Genomic DNA, 18,099 nt, shown 5'->3' with positions numbered 1-18,099 from the left:
TCGAAGCACTCGTCAATCGCGAATCATCACCATTCATCGTGGACTCAGCTAACCAAGCCAACCAGGACTCACTCAGGAAATATTCCTCCATCGTCGTCGACGGCCCCGACCGCGCCCCGAGCCGGGCCATGCTCAGGGCGGTCGGTTTCACCGACGAGGACTTCAACAAGCCCGCCATCGGAGTCGCTTCCACATGGAGCATGGTCACCCCCTGCAACATGCACATCGACCAACTCGCCCGCGAAGCCGGACGCGGAGTCGACGCCGCCGGCGGCAAATCCGTTATTTTCGGCACTATCACCGTTTCCGACGGCATCTCCATGGGGACCGCCGGGATGCGTTATTCCCTCGTCTCCCGCGAAGTGATCGCCGACTCGATCGAAACCGTGGTCGGCGGCGAAGGTTTCGACGGTCTGGTCGCAATCGGCGGTTGCGACAAAAACATGCCGGGCTGTCTCATCGGAATGGCCCGGCTCAACCGCCCCTCCGTTTTCGTTTACGGCGGCACCATTTTGCCCGGCCACCATTGCGGGAAAGAAGTCGACATCGTCTCCGTCTTCGAAGCAGTCGGCGCCCATGCGAAGCAAAGCATCGACGACGCGGAACTGAAGGAGATCGAGAGTTGCTCAATCCCCGGAGCCGGCTCCTGCGGCGGCATGTATACCGCCAACACCATGGCCTGCGCCATCGAAGCGCTCGGCATGAGCCTCCCCAACAGCTCCGCCCAGATCGCCATCTCCGATGAAAAACGCGAAGATTGCCGCAACGCCGGGGCCGCCGTGATGAATTTACTGAAACTCGGGATCACTCCGAGCGACATCATGACCCGCAAGGCGTTCGAAAACGCCATCACCGTCGTCATCGCTCTCGGCGGCTCGACCAACGCCGTCCTCCACTTGCTGGCGATGGCCCACGCCATCGGGGTCAAACTCTCCATCGACGACTTCACCGAAATTGGCAAAAACGTGCCGGTGCTGTGCGACCTCAAGCCGAGCGGCCGCTTCCAAATGTCGGCCTTCTGCGAAATCGGCGGCCTCGAACCGTTGATGAAACGTCTCCTCGACCGCGGACTTCTCCATGGCGACTGCATGACCGTCACCGGAAAAACCGTCCGCGAAAATCTGGAAAAGATTCCGGACTTCCCGGCCAACCAGGAAGTCGTCCGGCCGTTCGACAACCCGATCAAGGCGACCAGCCACCTCCGTATCCTCTACGGAAACCTCGCCCCGGAAGGAGCCGTCGCCAAAATCTCCGGCAAAGAAGGCCTTCGCTTCCAAGGTGAAGCGATCGTCTTCGATTCCGAAGAAGTCGCCATGGAAGCCATTCTCGAAGGGGCCGTCCGCAAAGGCCATGTCATCGTCATCCGCAACGAGGGTCCAAAAGGCGGCCCCGGCATGCGCGAAATGCTCGGGCCAACCGCCGCCGTCATGGGCAAGGATCTCGGCAAAGAGGTCGCCCTGATCACCGACGGGCGCTTCTCCGGCGGCAGCCACGGTTTCGTCGTCGGACATATCACTCCGGAAGCCGCCACCGGCGGACCGATCGCCGTCGTCCGCAACGGAGACCCGATCACCATCGACGCCGAAATCAACGAAATCAATCTCGGGATCCCCGAAACGGAACTCAAGGAAAGGCTCGCCGCCTGGAAACAGCCGCCTCCCAAGGAAACCCGCGGAATACTCGCCAAATTCGCCCACCAGGTCGCTTCCGCCTCCCTCGGAGCCGTCACCGACTTGAATCTTAAATAAAGAAACACCACAGCGCCCGGCCCCGGGCGGGCGCCCTACTTCGTCACATCATGTCCTGGACCCGTTTTAAAACTCACTTCCTCCACGCCGCCGACCTCGGCTTTTCCATGGATATCAGCCGGATGAATTTCCCGGACGATTTCCTCCCCTCGATGGAGGAACGCATCCAAAAGGCGTTGTCCGCGATGGCCGACCTGGAAGGAGGATCGATCGCCAACCCGGACGAAAACCGAATGGTCGGCCATTACTGGCTGCGCGATCCCGACCGGGCCCCCGACGATGATATCCGCCAGGCGATCCGCCAAAACCTCCAGGAAATCAATACGTTCGTGGCCAATATCCATGGCGGCCACATCGAAGGAGCCGGCGGCCCCTTCACCGACCTTCTGGTCATCGGTATTGGCGGTTCCGCTCTCGGCCCCCAATTCGTCAGCCAAGCCCTCGGCCATCCCCGCCGCGACAAAATCCGGGTCCACTTTTTCGACAACACCGATCCCGACGGTATCCAAACGGTCCTCGCCGGAATCAACGGGCATCTGGGACGCACCCTTTGCGCCGTCGTCTCCAAGTCCGGCGGCACCCCCGAAACCCGCAACGGCATGCTCGAAGCCCAAGCCGCCTATGCCTCGGTGGGCCTCGATTTCGCCAAACACGCCATCGCCGTCACCGGCGCCGGAAGCCAACTCGACCGCCTCGCCGAGGAACAAGGTTGGCTCCGTCGCTTCCCAATGTGGGACTGGGTGGGCGGACGCACCAGCGAACTCGCGGCCGTCGGCCTCCTGCCAGCCGCCCTACAGGGACTCGACATCCGAGCCATGCTCGACGGCGCCGCCACGATGGACCGCCTGACCCGAGGGCGGAAAACCCGACAAAACCCGGCCGCCCTTCTCGCCCTGATGTGGTATTACGCCACCGGCGGACGCGGCGAAAGGGACATGGTCATCCTCCCCTACAAGGACCGTCTCACTCTCTTTTCCAAATACCTCCAGCAATTGATTATGGAATCGTTGGGGAAGGAAACCGATCTCGACGGCAACGTGGTCAATCAGGGAATCGCCGTCTACGGCAACAAAGGTTCCACCGACCAACACGCCTACATCCAGCAACTGCGGGAAGGAATCAACAATTTCTTCGTCACCTTCATCGAAGTCCTCCGCGATCAGGACGGGGAACCGGTCCTCGTCGAAGATCGATTTACCTCCGGCGATTTCCTCCAGGCCTTCCTGCTCGGCACCCGCGACGCCCTCTCCGGCAACAACCGCGAGTCAATCACCCTCACCATCGACCAAGTCACCCCGCACGCAGTCGGAGCCCTGATCGCCCTCTACGAGAGGGCGGTCGGACTCTACGCCCACCTGGTCAACATCAATGCCTACCACCAACCCGGAGTGGAAGCGGGCAAAAAAGCCGCCGCCGGCATCCTGCGTCTCAAGAAGCGGATCCTGGAAATCCTCGAATCGGCCGATTCCCCGCTCACCGTCGACCAAATCACCGGACAAACAGGGGAGGAATCCGAACCTGAAATCATCTTCAAGCTGATCGAACATTTGGCGGCCAACCCGCAACGCGGGATTGCCAAACATCCGAAAGAAGATAAGTTCGCCGCTACCTATTCTCTCTCCACGCCAGCGAATTGATTCTTTTCTATTGCGCACGCGCGCGCGCCGCTGGTAAATCATTGCTCGACCACTAATCTTTATGAATATCGCTTCCATGATTCTTCGCATTCTCGCCATTTTGGGCGCCATCGCCGCCGCCGCCATGTTCTGGATTCTCGGAAACGAGAAAGAGGAGCTTCAGGGACGGCTCGATTCGACGCAAAACCAGCTCCAGCAGACCGAGCGAAATCTGACCGACGTCAGGAACGAACGCGACGAATTCGAAACCCAGGTCGCCAGCCTCACCGAAAACCTGGAAGAAGCCCGCGCCGAGCGGACCCGGATTGAAAACCAATTGGCCCGCGTCCGTCGCGACCTCGAAGAGGCGACTCAAGCGATCACCGCCAGCCAGCGGGAAACGGAAACCCTTCGCGCCGACGCCGCTCAAATCCGGCGCCAACTCCTCGAAGAACGTTCCCGCGTCGCCCAGCTCGAGGAAAACCTCGAAGCCGAAGACGCCGACGCCCTTCGCCGGAGCATTCAAGCTCTCGAACGCCAACTTCTCGAAACCGAACGCCAACTTCAGGACGTCGGTGCCCCGGCCGAGGTTGCCGAACGCGAACAACCTCCTGAAGAGCGCCGCGAAGTGATCCGCGGATCCGTCGTCCAAACCGGAGACTCCGCTTTCATCATGCTGAACATCGGATCCGAACACGGCGTCCGCGAAAACTCTTCGGTCATGATCCGCCGCGGCCCCCGCTATATCGGACGCGCCGTGGTCGCCGAAGTGCAGGAAGACGTCAGCATCGCCGAAATCCAACCCGGTGCCGGCCGGATCCGCAGCGGCGATAGTGCGATCACCCTGAACTAAGCCTGCGATGATTCGCCGCCGCCTCACCGTCTTCACCCTTCTGGCCAGCCTCGCCGCCCTCTCTTGGCTCGGCGGCGGTTGCACCCGCCACGACCCGGCCGACTCCAGCATTCCCTGGGGCCGGCCCGCCGCTTGGGAAGATCGTGGCCCGGCTGGCTTCGACCATCGGTAGCTTTCGCCTCGAGGCGAAAGCATAGACGATAGCCAATAGCCGATAGACAATACGGAGCCTTACAGCTGCCGCCGTCCGTCCCTTCAACTATCGTCTATCAGCTATCGTCTATCGTCTATTGAATATTGTCTAACGAATCGCCTCCAGCTCCGCCCTCCGACGGCGGTACCATCGCCCAACCGGGACACCTTTATCTGGTTGCCACCCCGATCGGCAATTTGAACGACATTACCGCCCGGGCCGCCTCCTTGCTCGCCTCGTGCGATCTGGTCGCTTGCGAGGATACCCGCACCTCCGGGATTCTTTTGGCCAAACTGGATCTCAAGAAAAACACCACCTCCTTCCACGAACACAATGAAAAGGAGAAGACCCCGTGGCTGGCCGGCCTGTTGGAAGAAGGGAAGTCAATCTGCCTGATTTCCGACGCCGGCACCCCCGCAATCAGCGATCCCGGTTTTCGCCTGGTCCGGGAATGTCGGCGCCGCGGGCTTCCCGTGGTTCCCGCCCCCGGGCCCTCCGCCGCGATCGCCGCCCTCTGCGCTTCTGGACTTCCGACCAACGGATTCCTTTACGCCGGCTTCCTTCCGCCGAAATCCGCCGCCCGCCGCCGTTTCCTGGAAACCTACCGGGACTTCGCCTACACTCTTTGCCTATACGAATCCTCCCACCGGATCGATAAACTAATGGCGGAACTGGTCGAGGTGCTCGGACCGTCCCGTGTGATCTGCTTAGCCAAAGAGATCACCAAACGACACGAAACCTTTCTTACCGGAGAATCCGGCGAAATCGCGGATCGATTCAAAAGCATGAGCCATAAAGGGGAGTTCGTTTTAATGATCGCCCCCGCCGACTACCGCCTTGGCGATTGAAGGAGATTGAGGGGTCCGGATGAATGTGGTGGGAAAAACAGACAACCGTCTGTCATTGCGAGGAAGGAGGAACGACTGACGCGGCAATCCACGTTCCGGGAAAGGGGGCGCGGGTCGCTGTAAGTGGATTGCTTCGTCGGCGGAGCCTCCTCGCAATGACACGACGGTGATCCCACCACTGCTGATTACACCCGCAATTGAGGGAGGGGTCATCCGAACCTTGACCTTCTTCCCCGGTTTACGCTAATTCTCTCCTTTCGTCCGGAACAATTCATCCGGTCCGGAAAACTTCGCATGCCATCCGGAACATCCAGCTCCAGTCCGCAAATCCAGCTGTTAAAAGCGGCGGGAGTCTTTTGCTGCCTCTATTTGTTCATCGTCGGAGTCGGCGGCATGGGAGAAGCCTTCAAACTCTTCGGACACGATTTCGCCGAACGGGTCCTGGCAGCCACCCGGAATCCATTCACCGGATTGTTCATCGGGATTCTGGCCACTTCCGTCGTCCAGAGTTCCTCGACGTCGACCTCGATCATCGTCGGCATGGTCGCGGGTGGAGCCGTCTCGCTGGAAGGAGCGATCCCCATGATCCTCGGAGCGAACGTCGGCACCACCATCACGGCGATGCTGGTCTCGCTGGGACATATCAACCGCCCCTTGGAGTTTCAACGGGCATTCGGGGCGGCCTTGCTTCACGCCACGTTCAATCTGATTTGCGTGCTGATCATTTTCCCGCTGGAGATGGCCACCGGCTTCCTGACGAATTCCTCGACCACCCTCGCCCAGCTTTTCCAGGAGGCGGGGGGGATGCGTCTCAGCAACCCGTTGAAGGCAGCCACCGAACCGACCATCCGTCTCCTGGCTTGGATCGCCTTTCAACAGCCAGTCATTCTCCTGATTCTTACCATCGCCCTCACCTTCGGGATGCTGATCGCCATCGTGAAACTGCTCCGCAGTCTCGTCCTCTCCAAGGTGGAACACTTCTTCGATCGCCATTTGTTCAAGACGTGGCCCCGGGCGATGTTTTTTGGACTGCTTCTGACGATCTCGGTCCAAACCAGCTCCATTCCGACCGCTCTCGCGATCCCTCTCGCGGGTGCCGGAATTCTCAAGCTCGCGCAGCTCTACCCCTACAGCCTCGGATCAAACGTCGGAACCACCATCACGGCGATGCTGGCGGCGCTCGCCACCGCTAATGAGATTGCCATCATCGTTGCCTTCTCTCACCTTGTGTTCAATATTTTAGGTATCCTTCTGATTTGGCCGATTCCGGCCGTTCGAAATGTTCCGTTGCGGATCGCGGAATATGCGAGCGCCCGGGGCGCGCGAAGTCGCTGGTTCCCCCCGGTGCTGATCGGGGGCGTCTATTTCATCATTCCTTTTTTCGTCATCCTTTTGATCAGATAGTGCCATGTGGAAAAACTTCACCAGTCTCTTTCGTAAAGACGACCTCTATACGCAGGCGCTGCACGAATCGTATGAGATGCTCGACCTCGACCTCACCATGTTCGAGGCCTCCGTCTACAGTCTTCGCCAAGCCGATTCCAGCGAGATCGCGATCGACATCTACAAAACCGACAAGGAGATCAACGCCTACGAACGAGACGTCCGGCGCAAGGTCATGACCCACCTTACGGTCAGCGGACCGGCCGACCTCGCTTCCGGCTTGGTATTGGTCAGCGTCGTCATCGACATCGAACGGATCGGCGACTACGCGAAAAACATCTACGATCTCGCCGTCGCCCACCCGGCCAAACTCCATGGCGGAAGCCTCGAGGAGGATCTGGCCCACATCGAACAACGGGTCACCACATTGTTCAAAGGAATGGTCGCGGCCTTCAAGGCGAACGACATCGAAAATTCGCGCCTGATCATGACGGACTACAAGGAAGGGCTTTCCGGAGCCTGCGAGGAAATCGTCAATCGAATCGTTTCCGGTCAGGTCACCGACCTGAATCCGGCCGACGCGGCGACCGTGGTGTTGTATGTCCGGCACTTGAAACGAATCGCCGGACACTCCCGCAACATCCTGACTAGCGTGGTCAATCCGTTCCACCGAATCGGCTACCGCGAAAAAGGGGCGAACAACAACAAGAAGTAGCCTTCCCGGCCGACGCGGTCCAGCTACGGCCTACGCCCGCTCGGCATCCCGCTCCAAGAGCCGTTCCAAGAGCAACGGCACGCTCTCTTCGAGGGCCTTCAACGAATACCCGCCCTCCAGGGCGAACACCGACGGGATCCCGCGGGCCGTCAGTTCCTCCAAAATCACCGAGTAAAAATCGGCGAAGCCGGCGGAGGTCACCTTCATGTCGCCTAACGGATCCGCTTCGTGGGCGTCGAAACCGGCCGAAAACAAGACCAATTCCGGTTGGAACTTTCGGATCACCGGCAATACGCAACTCTCCGCCACCGCCAGGTAATCGGCATCCCCCTCCCCCGCCGACAGCGGAATATTCACCGTTGTCCCTTTTCCCTTACCGGTCCCCCGCTCGCTTTCCCGTCCCGTCCCCGGAAACAACGGCGTTTGATGGATCGAAAGGTAACAAACGTCGCCCCGGTCATAGAAAATGTCCTGCGTTCCATTTCCATGATGCACGTCCGGATCGACGATCAGGACGCGGGAGACTTCTTTCTCGGCGATCGCATAAGCGGCCGCCACGGCCACGTGATTGAACAAGCAAAATCCCATCGCCCGTTCCCGCTCGGCATGGTGGCCGGGCGGACGACAAAGGCAAAACGCCGAGGTGGCCGGATCGGCCAGCACCCGGTCGACGGCATCGATGCAGGCTCCGGAAGCCATCAACGCGGCGTCGATACTGGCGGGCGAAATGAACGTGTCGGCATCGATCACCGCCTCCTTCCCGCGCAAGGCCAACATCTCCCCCACAAACTCCCGGGAATGCACGCGGACCAAATCCTCCTTCGACGCGGGCCGGGGCTCCACCCATTCGAGCTGGTCCGCGAGCCCGCGGCTCCGGATACCTCTTACGATCGCCTCCAGCCGCTCCGGTCGCTCCGGATGCCCGGGACCATTGTCATGCTTCCGGAACAAAGGATGGTCGAATAGAAATACCCTCCCCATCGCCCCCATGGCTCAAATCTGACGGACCGCCTCAGGATCGAGGAAGAAAAAGACCAGCAGAGCCACAATAAAGCAGTAAACCGCGAAATAGACCAACCGGCTCTTTTTCAAAAAATCGATCAACCAAATGATTCCGATCAACGAAAAAATGAACCCGGTCACGAACGAAACGATCATCGGTCCGACCCCGATCGACTCGACGAAATCGCCCCGCACATCACCAATCGCCAAAACTGAGGACCCCAGGATCACCGGGATCGCCAGCAGGAAAGAAAACCGAACCGCCGTTTCCCGGCTGAGACCGCACCAGAGCGAAGCCACCAAAGTCGATCCGGAGCGCGAGATCCCCGGCACCACCGCCACCGTCTGACCGAGGCCGACCAGGATCGAATGCCACAGTTTCATCGACCCTTCCCGGATGTTCCCGTAAGTCTTCACCCGTTCAATGAAGATGAGAAACAATCCCGTCAACAACAACGCCCCGGCGATCACCGGGGGGGTCTTCAAATCGTCGATCATCGTCTTCTGCAAGGTGTAACCGAGAACCCCCGTGATCGCCGTCGCCACCACGATGTAAATCCCGAACATGAAGTGAACGCGGTCTTCATGCCGCCGGGTCCGGACGTAACGGAAAAACCCGAACGAGAGCGCGATCAACTCCTTGCGGAAATACAGCACCACCGCCAGGACCGACGCCTGGTGAAGGAAAATCTCGAAGGAAAGCCCGGGAAACCGGTGCCCCATGAGTTGTCCGGCGATCACGATGTGCGCGGTGCTGGAGATCGGCAGAAACTCCGTGATCCCTTGAACGATGCCGAAAATGATTGCTTCAAGATAAGACATAAGCCGATGGGCAAGCCTTTGGATCGCCGCCCAACTTTCAACCCTAATGTTTCAAGTCGACTCGAACCGAGCGGCGACGGACCACGGAGTTTACGGATTCCCCTCGTCGGTCGGGATCGTATTATCGGTCACCATCACACTGACCGGGATCTTGGTTTTCACGACGATTTCGGCCTCCTTGAAGTGTTTTTGGGAAACGGCCTCGCAGGCCTCGCCCACCGATGACACCGGATTTTTCCGTCCGCGGCTGCTGGAATTAAAATCGTAGGCCGCCCGGTGGATCCGTTCAACGGTGGTCAGCGGACTCGCCATTTCGGGGATTTGGACCACCCACCCGACGAAATCCTTTTCCGGCATGTCGCCGTTCGGGTCGGATAGCAAAATCACAAACTGTTTCTTCACCGGAGGAGGTTTCTCCCCCGCTTCCGTCTCGGCACTCGCCGCTTCCTCCTGGATCGCGGTGATCAACTCCTTCACCACCGCCTCTTCCAGATTGCTCCGTTTAATGATTTCCGTAACTTTGGCTACGTCGATTTTGGCCATCCGGAAATCCTTGGTCGACCCGGCCAACCGAGGCGAGAAGATTTTTCGGCGCAAAGCAAAGCGCTTCGCGCATAGCCGATAGACAATAGACGATAGACGATTGCTCGGCTCCTCCCAATCGTCTATCGGCTATCCGCTATCGTCTATGCGTCTTCGCCTATCCGCTATGCGTCTATGCGGCGCGACGCGGCGCCACCGCCACCCAGCTCGAACTCCAGCTGCTCGGCGGTCAGTTCGCCGAAGCGCACCCCAACTCCGATCAGCCGCACCGGTTTTCCCCCGCGGAGAAACCCTTCCTCCAACAACGCCTCATACTCGGAAAGCGTCGGCTTCCGCCCGGCCCGCTCCACCGACGTCTTCGAAAAGTCGGAAAACTTCAATTTCACGAAGAGTCGCTCGATCGGACGGCGACGGTCCTTATCCTTCCGCTTTCCGAGGTCGTCGAGAAGTTCCTGGTGAAGGTGACGGAGTTCCCGGAGGCAATCGGGGAGTTCGACCAAATCGACATTAAACGTCTGCTCATTGCTCAGCGACTTCCGGGGGCGCGACGGCTCGACTGGCCGCCGGTCGATTCCGCGGCAGAGTTCGTAGAGCTCCCACCCGAATCGCCCGAATAACCGGACCATGTCCCGCAACTCCAGCCGTTGCAATTGGCCGCAGGTCCGGATCCCCCGCCGCTCCAGCCGCGCGGTCGCGACCGGTCCGACCCCCCAGATTCGTTTCACCGGGAGCGGCGCCATGAACGCTTCCACCTCGTCGGGCTTCACCTGAAATTGACCGTCGGGTTTCTTCCAATCGCTGGCGATCTTCGCGATCAATTTGTTCGGTCCGATCCCCGCCGAGGCGGTCAGTCCGGTCGTCTCGAAGATCCGCTTGCGGATCCGACTCGCCGTTTCCCAACCATCGAACTCCCCGCCAGTGACGTCGAGATACGCTTCGTCGAGGGAGAGCGGCTCGATCAAGGGGGTGAACTCCCGGAAAATTTCCCGGATCAAGCGGGAGTCCCGTTCGTAAACCTCGAACCGGGTCGGTACCACGATCAGTTCCGGACACTTCCTCAGCGCGATAAAGGTCGGCATCGCGGAGCGAACTCCGAACTTTCGGGCCTCGTAGTTACAGGTGGTCAACACCCCTCTTCGGTCGACCGCCCCGCCCACCGCCACCGCCTTGCCGCGCAACGTCGGGTTGTCGCGGATTTCGATGGCCGCGTAAAAACAGTCCATGTCGATGTGAATGATCGTGCGCACCTCTCCGAAGAATTTGCTCGCGCCACCCCCCTCCGTCAACGCCGCGTCAGAACCACCCGGTGTCCCTCTCTCCCGACCGCGCCGCACTCCGTCCAACTTTGGTTTGCCGATTTCCCACCTTCCGGTGTATGGTGCTGGCACGGTCGTCGCCTTGCGGTCCGGCCTCTCTTCTCGAATTCATTTAAGACCTATGACAAAAGTACGACCTTGGCCCGGAAAACCGTATCCTCTCGGAGCGACCGTCACGGCGGATGGAACCAACTTCGCCTTGTTTTCCGCCCATGCGACCGGCGTCGATCTTTGTTTGTTCGATCCGGACAAGGCTGTGAAAGAGGAGCGCATCCGGATGGTCGAACGGACCGAACAGGTCTGGCACACCTTTCTTCCCGATGTCAAACCGGGACAACTCTACGCCTACCGGGTCTACGGCCCCTACGATCCGCCAAAGGGTCTCCGCTTCAATCCGTCAAAACTTCTCCTCGACCCCTACGCCAAGGCGATCACCGGCGACATCGATTGGAGCGAGAAGATGTTTCCCTACGTGATGGGGAATCCGAACGAGGATCTGCAGCGCGACTTTCAAAACGACGCCGCCGGGATGCCGAAATGCGTCGTGGTCGACGACCGGTTCGATTGGGGCGACGACCGCCGTCCCGGCACGCCGTTGCGCGATTCCGTCATCTACGAGATGCATGTGAAGGGGTTCTCCAAACTCCTGAAAGCCCTTCCGGAGAAGGTTCGTGGGACCTACGCCGGCCTCGGTTCCCCGGAGGCGGTCGAATACTTCAAATACCTTGGAGTCACTGCCGTGGAACTCTTGCCGATCCACCAATTCGTCCACGACAAGGTGCTGGTCGACCGCGGCCTCGCCAATTACTGGGGTTACAACTCCATCGGCTACTTCGCCCCCCACCATGGCTACTCGGCCAGCGGCGCCCGGGGCCAACAGGTGGCGGAGTTCAAACAAATGGTCAAAAACCTCCACGCCGCCGGGATCGAGGTCATTCTCGACGTGGTTTACAATCACACCGCCGAGGGAAACCATCTCGGCCCAAGCCTCTGTTTCCGCGGCGTCGACAACCCGTCGTATTACCGGCTGACCATGGACAATCCCCGCTACTACATGGACTACACCGGATGCGGCAACACCCTCAATTCGATGCATTCGCGCGTCCTCCAGATGGTGATGGACAGCCTCCGCTATTGGGTCGAGGAGATGCATGTCGACGGTTTTCGTTTCGACCTCGCCCCCGCCCTCGCCCGCGAGGAACACGCGGTCGACCTCAACGGCGGTTTCTTCGACATCCTCCAGCAGGATCCGGTCTTGTCGCAGGTGAAACTGATCGCGGAGCCGTGGGACATCGGCGAGTTCGGTTACCAGGTCGGCAATTTCCCCCATATCTGGGTCGAGTGGAACGGCAAATACCGCGACACCGTCCGCAGCTACTGGAAGGGAGACGACGGCCAGGTCGGCGACCTCGCCCTCCGGCTCACCGGCAGTCCCGATCTTTACGAACACAACGGCCGCCGTCCCTACGCCAGCGTCAACTTCCTGACCGCCCACGACGGGTTCACCTTGCACGATCTGGTCAGCTACAACGACAAACACAACGAGGCCAACGGCGAGGAGAACCGCGACGGACACGATCACAACCTCTCGTGGAATTGCGGCGCCGAAGGTCCGACCGACGACGCCGAGATCAACAAACTCCGCCGCCGCCAGCGCCGCAATCTCCTCGCCACTCTCTTCCTTTCCCAAGGGGTGCCGATGCTCTGTGCGGGCGACGAATACGGCCGCACCCAAAACGGCAACAACAACGCCTATTGCCAGGACAACGAGCTGACCTGGCTGAAGTGGGAACACGACGAGCAAGGCCTCCAACTGCTCGACTACACCCGACGCCTCATCCAACTCCGGCGCGACCACCCGGTCTTCCACCGCGCGAAATTCCTCCACGGGAAACCGATCCGGGGCACCGGCTTCAAGGAGGTGATGTGGTTCAACCCGACCGGCGCCGAAATGACCGCCGCCGAATGGACCGCCCATTTCGTCACCGTCCTCGGCATGCTCGTCTCCGGAAAAACCTCCAGCGAACGCGACGAGCGCGGTCGACTGATCGTCGACGACACGTTTCTTCTGCTCTTCAACGCCCACCACGAAAACCTCTCGTTTGTTCTCCCCGGCTCCCCGCCCGCCTCCTGGCAATGGATCATCGACACCGGTCTCGAAGAGGGTTTCCTCCCGAAACCGAAGTCGCTCCCGGCCACCGAAACCATCGAACTCGTCCAACGTTCGTTTTGCCTCCTCAAACTCCAGGAGGAACCCACCGAGAACCAAGCGCAATGAGACATCGTTCCACCGACACCGAACCGGTAGCTTCCCCGGCTCCGACTTTCCTTCGTCCCCAGGGAGCGGATACGCTTCCCGAGGGGGGCGTCCGCTACCGCATCTGGGCGCCGAAAACCGAGAGGGTCGAGGTCTTACTTTACGCGGACGACGGCGACAAGGAGGTCCGCTCCGTCCGCCTCGATCCGGAACCGTCCGGCTTTTGCGCCGCCGTCGACCGCGACGGCCAGGCCGGCGACCGGTATCGGTTCCGACTCGACGACGACGTTTTCCCCGACCCGTTTTCCCGCTGGCAACCGGGCGATCCGTCGGGTCCCTCGATGGTGATCGATCCCCGCGCCTACGTCTGGCAGACGCCCTCGGCTCCGCTGGTGCCGCTCAGCGAGGCGGTCATCTACGAACTCCACGTCGGCACGTTCACCCTGGAGGGAACGTGCCGGGCAGCCATCCAACGTCTCGACCACTTGGTCGATCTCGGGGTGACCACCCTCGAGATCATGCCGGTCGCCGCCTTCCCCGGAAAACACAACTGGGGCTACGACGGCGTCATGATGTTCGCTCCCGACAGCAGCTACGGCCATCCCGACGATTTCCGCGCCCTAGTCGACGCCGCCCACGCCCGGGGCATGAACGTCATCCTCGACGTCGTTTACAACCACTTCGGCCCCGACGGCAACTACCTCGCCTCCTTTAGTCCGTTTTACTTCAACCCGAAACTGAAAACCCCGTGGGGCGACGCGATCAATTTTTCCGGAGAAAACTCGAGCCACGTCCGGGCGGTCTTCCTCGCCAACGCCGCCTACTGGATGGACGAGTTCCACCTCGACGGCTTCCGCCTCGACGCCACCCACGAGATCCTCGACGATTCCACCCCGCACATCCTCCAGGAAATCGCGGGGATCGTCCACAAGCGCGGCGGTCTCGTCACCGCCGAAGACGACCGCAACCTCGCCTCCCTCGCCCTCCCTTCCTCCCGCGGCGGCGCCGGTCTCGACGCCCTTTGGGCCGACGATTTCCACCACACCGTCCGGGTCGCCCTGACCGGCAAACGCGAGAGCTATTTCGCCAACTTCAAGGGCGACGCACAGGAATTGGCTGAGACCTTGACCCACGGCTGGTATTACCGGGGACAGATCGCCCCGAAAACCAAAACCCGCCGGGGCACGCCGACCCGCGATCTCCGGATCGAGCAATTCATCCAATGCATCGTCAACCACGACCAGGCTGGCAACCAGGCGTTCGGCGAACGGCTCAACCACCTCGTTTCTCCGGAAGCCTACCGGGCCGCCTCGGCCTTGCTCTGCCTGACCCCCGGAACGCCGTTCCTGTTCATGGGACAGGAGTGGGCCGCATCGTCGCCGTTCCTCTATTTCACTGACCACCACGACGAACTCGGACGGCTCGTCACCGAGGGCCGTCGCCGCGAATTCAAGGATTTCATCGAGGCGCTCGATCCCGACCGCGGATTGGAATCGATTCCGGATCCGCAGGAGGAGCTGACTTTCCTCCGCTCGAAACTCCAATGGGATGAGCTCTCCCTCGCGGAACACGGCACCGTCCTGTCGCTCTACCGGGAACTCCTCCATCTCCGCCGCACGTCCGCCGAGATCCGCAAACGGACCCGCGACAACTGCCGGGTCGAGTCACTCGGCTCGGGCGTGGTCGGTATCCGTTACCAGAATACGCTTCATTCCGCGATCCTGGTCCTGGTCGATCTCCACGGAGGACACGAATGGGAAATGGAGGGCGATCCGTTCGCCGAACTCCCGTCGGAATGGGCGTGGGAATCCAAGCTTTCCAGCAATGAAACCCGCTTCGGCGGAAACGGCTCCCGCTCCCTCGGCGCCGCCGTCACCCGGTTCCGCTTCGACCAACCGGAGCTCATCCTTTTGCAAACCGCCAGAGTTATATGACGACCACTTCCAAGGAAAACAGGCTGCCGCGCATTCCCTCGGCCACCTACCGGCTGCAATTCAACCGGCAGTTCACCTTCAAACAGGCCCGCGACATCGTCGCCTATTTGCACGATCTCGGGATCAGCGACTGCTACTCCTCGCCCTACTTCGAGGCGGCCCCCGACAGCACCCACGGCTACGACATTTCCGATCACAACAACTTCAATCCCTCGATCGGCGGCCGGGAGGATTTCGACGCCTTCGTCGCCGAACTCCACAAACGCGACATGGGCCAGGTCGCCGACTTCGTCCCCAACCACATGGGCACCGCCAGCCACAACAACAAGTGGTGGATGGATGTCCTCGAAAACGGCCCCGCCTCCCAGTTCGCCTCCTACTTCGACATCGATTGGGATCCGGCCAAGGAAGAACTTCAAAACAAGGTCCTCCTCGCCGTCCTCGGCGACCAATACGGACGGGTCCTCGAACGGGGCGAACTCAAATTGACCTACGCAGACGGCGCCTTTTTCCTCCATTACTACGACTTCGTCTTTCCGGTCGCCCCGTGCAGCTACGGCCACATTCTCCGTCCCGCCCTCGAATCCCTCCAGGCTTATTACAACGAGGAACTGCTCGACGAACTCCAGAGCATCCTCAACGCCATCGAACACCTGCCCGGACCGACCGACACCGCCCCGGAAAAGATCCGCGAGCGGGCCCTTGAAAAAGAGGTGATCAAACGCCGCCTCGACCGCCTTTGCCGCGAGTGCCCCCAGCTGCTCGAAGGGATCGAACAAGCCCTCCACGACCTCAACGGCAAACCGGGCGACCCGCTTTCCTTCGACCCGCTCCACCAGTTGCTCGACGCCCAGATGTATCGGCTCAGCTATTGGCGGGTCGCCGCCGAGGAGATCAACTTCCGCCGCTTCTTCGACATCAACGAACTCGCCGCCATCCGAGTCGAAAAACCGGAGGTGTTCGAGGCCGTCCATCAGTTGATCTTCGACTTGCTGAAGGAGGACTCCGTCACCGGTCTGCGCATCGATCATCCGGACGGCCTTTGGAATCCCGCCGCCTATTTCACCAATCTCCAACGGCGCTACGCCGAGGCGAAAGGGGTCGATTTCTCCACCGACGCCCCGCCGATGTATCTGGTCGCCGAAAAAATCCTCACCGGCAACGAACGACTCCCGGCCGATTGGCCCCTCCACGGCACCACCGGCTACGATTTCACCAACCAGGTCACCGGCGCCTTGATCGACTCCGCCGCCGAAAAAGCGATCACCCGGACCTACTTCGATTTCATCGACCAACGGCTCCGTTTCGACGACGTGGTTTACCACCGGAAACGGCTGGTGATGGATCTCTCCCTCGCCAGCGACACCCAGGTGCTCGCCAACATGCTGAACCGGCTGTCGGAACGCAACCGCTGGTACCGCGACTTCACCATGAGCGCCCTGCTCACCGCCGTCCGCGAGGTGATCGCCTGCTTCCCGGTTTACCGTACCTACCTCGCCCCCGGCCAACCGCTCAGCGTGGAGGACCAACAGGCGATCGTCCGGGCCGTCTCCCGCGCCAAACGCCGCAACCCCGCCATCGAGGCGTCCGTCTTCGACTTTCTCCGCGACAACCTCCTCTTCCAATTCCCGGAAAACATCGACGAAGCGACGGTCGAGGAACATTACAACTTCGTCATGAAGTTCCAGCAATGCACCGGTCCGGTCATGGCGAAGGGACTCGAGGACACCGCCTTCTACGTTTACAACCGCCTGGTCGCCCTCAACGAAGTCGGTGGCGAGCCGCAGCACTTCGGCATCTCCACCGAAGAGTTCCACGAGCACAATCTCTGGCGCCAACAAAAATGGCCCCACACCATGCTCTGCTCCTCCAGCCACGACACCAAACGGAGCGAGGACACCCGCGCCCGCATCTCCGCCCTTTCCGAACTCCCCGATCTCTGGAAACAAGGGCTCGAAGCCTGGAGCAAAACCAACTCCCCCCACAAACGCGAACTCGACGGCGAATCCGCCCCCGACGCCAACGAGGAATACCTCCTCTATCAAATCCTGATCGGAACCTGGCCCCTCCACCGTCTCGACGACGACGGCTACCAAGCCTACGTCGAACGTATCCAAAACTACATGACCAAGGCGATCAAGGAGGCCAAGGTCAACACCAGCTGGATCCAGCCCTACCAGGAATGGGACGAAGCCGTCCGCGACTTCACCGCCAAAATCCTCGACCGCGACAACAACCGCCCCTTCCTCGACGCCTTCGAACTGCTCGCCGAAAAGACCGTCCAACTCGGCGCAATCAACGCCCTCTCCCAAACCTTGCTCAAACTGACCGTCCCCGGCGTGCCCGATATCTACCAGGGCAACGAGATCTGGGACTTCAGTCTGGTCGACCCCGACAACCGCCGCCCGGTCGACTACGAACATCGTCGCCAAATGTTGGAGAAGCTCAAAGAAGGGGCCGATCCGGAAGAACTCCTCGCCAATTGGCGCGACGGCCGTATCAAGCTTTTCCTGACGCGATCCGTCCTCCAGTTCCGCCGGAAGTTCCCCGATCTCTTCCGCAAAGGAAGTTACCTGCCGCTCACCCTGACCGGCAAGTTCAAGGAATGCGGCATCGCCTTCCAACGCCGCCATCGCGGCCACACGATGGTGGTCTTCGCCCCCCGTCTCACCGGCCGGATCGGTTTTCCCCCGCTCGGCAAGGACTGGGCCGACACCCGTCTCGAACTCGACGAATCGACCCCGCTCACCGACATCTTCACCGGGACAAAAATCAATCCCGGCGAAACCCTCGAACTCGCCGCCGCCCTCACCAAACTCCCGTTCCTCCTCTGCACTGCCGAGACGTAACGGGCGACCGCGAGCCGCCT

General features: G+C 60.6%; 14 protein-coding genes. 10 read left to right on the top strand and 4 right to left on the bottom strand.

The annotated features are described in order from the left end of the window. Positions 1 to 38: 38 nt before the first annotated feature. The 7 genes from ilvD (at position 39) to ACWUI2_RS19765 (ending at position 7,356) form a co-directional block, all read left to right on the top strand. Positions 39 to 1,748: a dihydroxy-acid dehydratase gene (ilvD, locus tag ACWUI2_RS19795; RefSeq protein WP_486984573.1), complete on the top strand. Its 1,710-nt coding sequence runs from the start codon at positions 39 to 41 to the stop codon at positions 1,746 to 1,748. A gap of 50 nt (positions 1,749 to 1,798) precedes the next feature. Further along, the gene (locus ACWUI2_RS19790; protein ID WP_486984572.1) at positions 1,799 to 3,385 is read left to right on the top strand and encodes a glucose-6-phosphate isomerase; all 1,587 of its coding nucleotides are present in this window, start codon (positions 1,799 to 1,801) and stop codon (positions 3,383 to 3,385) included. Positions 3,386 to 3,446: 61 nt separating this feature from the next. Further along, positions 3,447 to 4,217 (top strand): hypothetical protein, encoded by a 771-nt coding sequence (locus tag ACWUI2_RS19785; RefSeq protein ID WP_486984571.1) that lies wholly within the window; start codon positions 3,447 to 3,449, stop codon positions 4,215 to 4,217. A gap of 7 nt (positions 4,218 to 4,224) precedes the next feature. Then, positions 4,225 to 4,389: a hypothetical protein gene (locus tag ACWUI2_RS19780; protein ID WP_486984570.1), complete on the top strand. Its 165-nt coding sequence runs from the start codon at positions 4,225 to 4,227 to the stop codon at positions 4,387 to 4,389. A 125-nt stretch (positions 4,390 to 4,514) separates the two neighbouring features. Then, on the top strand, positions 4,515 to 5,258 hold the full coding sequence (gene rsmI / locus ACWUI2_RS19775; protein ID WP_486984569.1) for a 16S rRNA (cytidine(1402)-2'-O)-methyltransferase: 744 nt from the start codon (positions 4,515 to 4,517) through the stop codon (positions 5,256 to 5,258). A 294-nt stretch (positions 5,259 to 5,552) separates the two neighbouring features. Next, a complete protein-coding gene (locus ACWUI2_RS19770; RefSeq protein WP_486984568.1) occupies positions 5,553 to 6,662 on the top strand; it encodes a Na/Pi symporter in 1,110 nt (369 codons plus the stop codon). Positions 6,663 to 6,666: 4 nt separating this feature from the next. Continuing rightward, positions 6,667 to 7,356 (top strand): phosphate signaling complex PhoU family protein, encoded by a 690-nt coding sequence (locus tag ACWUI2_RS19765; protein ID WP_486984567.1) that lies wholly within the window; start codon positions 6,667 to 6,669, stop codon positions 7,354 to 7,356. Between the two features lie 30 nt (positions 7,357 to 7,386). Here the strand turns inward: ACWUI2_RS19765 and ACWUI2_RS19760 are convergent, their stop codons facing one another. The 4 genes from ACWUI2_RS19760 to dinB form a co-directional block, all read right to left on the bottom strand. After that, entirely contained in the window at positions 7,387 to 8,346 is a 960-nt protein-coding gene (locus tag ACWUI2_RS19760) for a histone deacetylase family protein (protein ID WP_486984566.1), read from the bottom strand. A 3-nt stretch (positions 8,347 to 8,349) separates the two neighbouring features. Continuing rightward, entirely contained in the window at positions 8,350 to 9,180 is an 831-nt protein-coding gene (locus ACWUI2_RS19755) for an undecaprenyl-diphosphate phosphatase (protein ID WP_486984565.1), read from the bottom strand. Between the two features lie 90 nt (positions 9,181 to 9,270). Then, positions 9,271 to 9,723, bottom strand: a complete 453-nt coding sequence (locus tag ACWUI2_RS19750) for a hypothetical protein (protein WP_486984564.1) — start codon at positions 9,721 to 9,723, stop codon at positions 9,271 to 9,273. Between the two features lie 164 nt (positions 9,724 to 9,887). Beyond that, positions 9,888 to 10,970: a DNA polymerase IV gene (gene dinB, locus ACWUI2_RS19745; RefSeq protein ID WP_486984563.1), complete on the bottom strand. Its 1,083-nt coding sequence runs from the start codon at positions 10,968 to 10,970 to the stop codon at positions 9,888 to 9,890. Positions 10,971 to 11,160: 190 nt separating this feature from the next. On the opposite strand from dinB, the gene glgX reads away from it, so the two are divergent. Genes glgX through treY form a run of 3 tightly spaced genes read left to right on the top strand, consistent with a single transcriptional unit; the run spans position 11,161 to position 18,079 of the window. Continuing rightward, positions 11,161 to 13,317, top strand: coding sequence for a glycogen debranching protein GlgX (gene glgX / locus ACWUI2_RS19740; RefSeq protein ID WP_486984562.1), 2,157 nt, complete (start codon positions 11,161 to 11,163; stop codon positions 13,315 to 13,317). Further along, positions 13,314 to 15,230, top strand: coding sequence for a malto-oligosyltrehalose trehalohydrolase (gene treZ, locus ACWUI2_RS19735; protein ID WP_486984561.1), 1,917 nt, complete (start codon positions 13,314 to 13,316; stop codon positions 15,228 to 15,230). Before glgX ends, treZ begins: the two co-directional genes overlap by 4 nt. After that, positions 15,227 to 18,079, top strand: a complete 2,853-nt coding sequence (treY, locus tag ACWUI2_RS19730; protein WP_486984560.1) for a malto-oligosyltrehalose synthase — start codon at positions 15,227 to 15,229, stop codon at positions 18,077 to 18,079. The genes treZ and treY overlap by 4 nt, the downstream gene beginning before the upstream one ends. Positions 18,080 to 18,099 lie beyond the last annotated feature (20 nt).

This window comes from Verruconatronum alginivorum (assembly GCF_056590205.1).
The sequence above is the reverse complement of the archived record's forward strand: the minus strand, read 5'-3'. Positions and strand labels throughout refer to the sequence as shown.

What these genes read in the sequence shown, in the direction of transcription:
- ACWUI2_RS19785 (WP_486984571.1), top strand. Translation starts at nt 3,447, where the DNA reads ATGAATATCGCTTCCATGATTCTTCGCATTCTCGCCATTTTGGGCGCC.
- ACWUI2_RS19750 (WP_486984564.1), bottom strand. Translation starts at nt 9,723, where the DNA reads ATGGCCAAAATCGACGTAGCCAAAGTTACGGAAATCATTAAACGGAGC.
- ACWUI2_RS19755 (WP_486984565.1), bottom strand. Translation starts at nt 9,180, where the DNA reads ATGTCTTATCTTGAAGCAATCATTTTCGGCATCGTTCAAGGGATCACG.
- ACWUI2_RS19780 (WP_486984570.1), top strand. Translation starts at nt 4,225, where the DNA reads ATGATTCGCCGCCGCCTCACCGTCTTCACCCTTCTGGCCAGCCTCGCC.
- glgX (WP_486984562.1), top strand. Translation starts at nt 11,161, where the DNA reads ATGACAAAAGTACGACCTTGGCCCGGAAAACCGTATCCTCTCGGAGCG.
- ACWUI2_RS19760 (WP_486984566.1), bottom strand. Translation starts at nt 8,346, where the DNA reads ATGGGGGCGATGGGGAGGGTATTTCTATTCGACCATCCTTTGTTCCGG.
- treY (WP_486984560.1), top strand. Translation starts at nt 15,227, where the DNA reads ATGACGACCACTTCCAAGGAAAACAGGCTGCCGCGCATTCCCTCGGCC.
- ACWUI2_RS19765 (WP_486984567.1), top strand. Translation starts at nt 6,667, where the DNA reads ATGTGGAAAAACTTCACCAGTCTCTTTCGTAAAGACGACCTCTATACG.
- ACWUI2_RS19790 (WP_486984572.1), top strand. Translation starts at nt 1,799, where the DNA reads ATGTCCTGGACCCGTTTTAAAACTCACTTCCTCCACGCCGCCGACCTC.
- treZ (WP_486984561.1), top strand. Translation starts at nt 13,314, where the DNA reads ATGAGACATCGTTCCACCGACACCGAACCGGTAGCTTCCCCGGCTCCG.
- ACWUI2_RS19770 (WP_486984568.1), top strand. Translation starts at nt 5,553, where the DNA reads ATGCCATCCGGAACATCCAGCTCCAGTCCGCAAATCCAGCTGTTAAAA.